Source organism: Acidaminobacter sp. JC074, assembly GCF_022496765.1.
Lineage (GTDB): Bacteria > Bacillota > Clostridia > Peptostreptococcales > Acidaminobacteraceae > JABXKX01.
This window is the reverse complement of sequence record NZ_VANV01000070.1, coordinates 1-1042: the sequence shown is the minus strand read 5'-3', so window position 1 is coordinate 1042 and position 1042 is coordinate 1. Positions and strand designations below refer to the sequence as shown.

General features: G+C 37.4%; 2 protein-coding genes. Both read left to right on the top strand.

Annotated elements, in window-relative coordinates; translation table 11 throughout:
- The first annotated feature begins 152 nt into the window (after positions 1-152).
- Positions 153-347, top strand: a complete 195-nt coding sequence (locus tag EZV73_RS28275) for a hypothetical protein (RefSeq protein ID WP_240843929.1) — start codon at positions 153-155, stop codon at positions 345-347.
- Between the two features lie 252 nt (positions 348-599).
- The gene (locus EZV73_RS28270; RefSeq protein ID WP_240843928.1) at positions 600-791 is read left to right on the top strand and encodes an MATE family efflux transporter; all 192 of its coding nucleotides are present in this window, start codon (positions 600-602) and stop codon (positions 789-791) included.
- The last annotated feature ends 251 nt before the right edge of the window (positions 792-1042 follow it).

The following is a 1042-nucleotide window of genomic DNA, read 5'->3' as shown; positions in this document are numbered from 1 at the left end:
ATCCTCTAATCAAATCAAAGATATGTTAAACAAAGTAGCTGTAGATATTACGAATTATGCTGAAATTAATGGTTTAATGGTCGTCATTGAAAATCTAGATTTTAAGCATAAAAAACTTTTATCTTAGAAGGCAGACGAAGAAGTATAAACGAATGTTATCGGGATTTCCATTTGTTAAGTATATGAAAGCTATAGAAAGTAGATGTTTAAAAAGAGGTGTAGCATTTAAGTATGTCAATCCAAAAAACACTTCAAAAGAAGGAAAAAAAGTGATGAAAAGACTAGGTTGTTCTTCACATGATGCAGCAGCTTATAAAATAGCAAGAAAAGGACTCAGATACAAATAAAAACAACTGATTCTACGGCACCCACTGACCGCTTGTAAAGATGGGTTCTTGTATATGTAGAGAGCAATGTGGCATGTGTACAATCAGAAAGAAATGACATAATACATATAATGACATAAGATCGGCTTTAACAAGGCGTTGGGGCATTCTTACTGAGATACGATCCCATTCTGTAGGCGAGATTCCTACACGATACAAAGGAGAGCCGTGGCCTTTGGGGTCTTAGGACTTTAACTGAGAATGAAATTTTCTATGTTTTTCTACATTTTTGGTAACGGTGCAGTAGCCCTGGTTGCAAGAAAATATGGAGAAAAGGATATGGAGGCTGTGAATAATTATGACTTGTCCTCTGTTTTGTTGTCACTTATACTGGGTACAATAATGGGTGTTTTTGCTTTTGTTTTTAGGTACAACTCTAAGGAGCATCATTCAGTCTATGGCTGATACAAAAGGTCCTCTGTATGTATACGGTACAGCCAATGTCGTCAACAACCCACGACTAAAGTCACAGGCTTGTAGCACGACTGAAGTCGAGGATATTTTTCTTTATCCTAGTTGACCAGCTTAAGTACTTAGTGTACTACGTTATTTACATCATGCTACCTGCAGGTGCTCTGCCAGCTTGCAGCTCTAGCGTTACATTTTAAACAGTTTGTAGGGGTGCGGACGGTGAGTGTAGCTTAACAAGTGTAGAT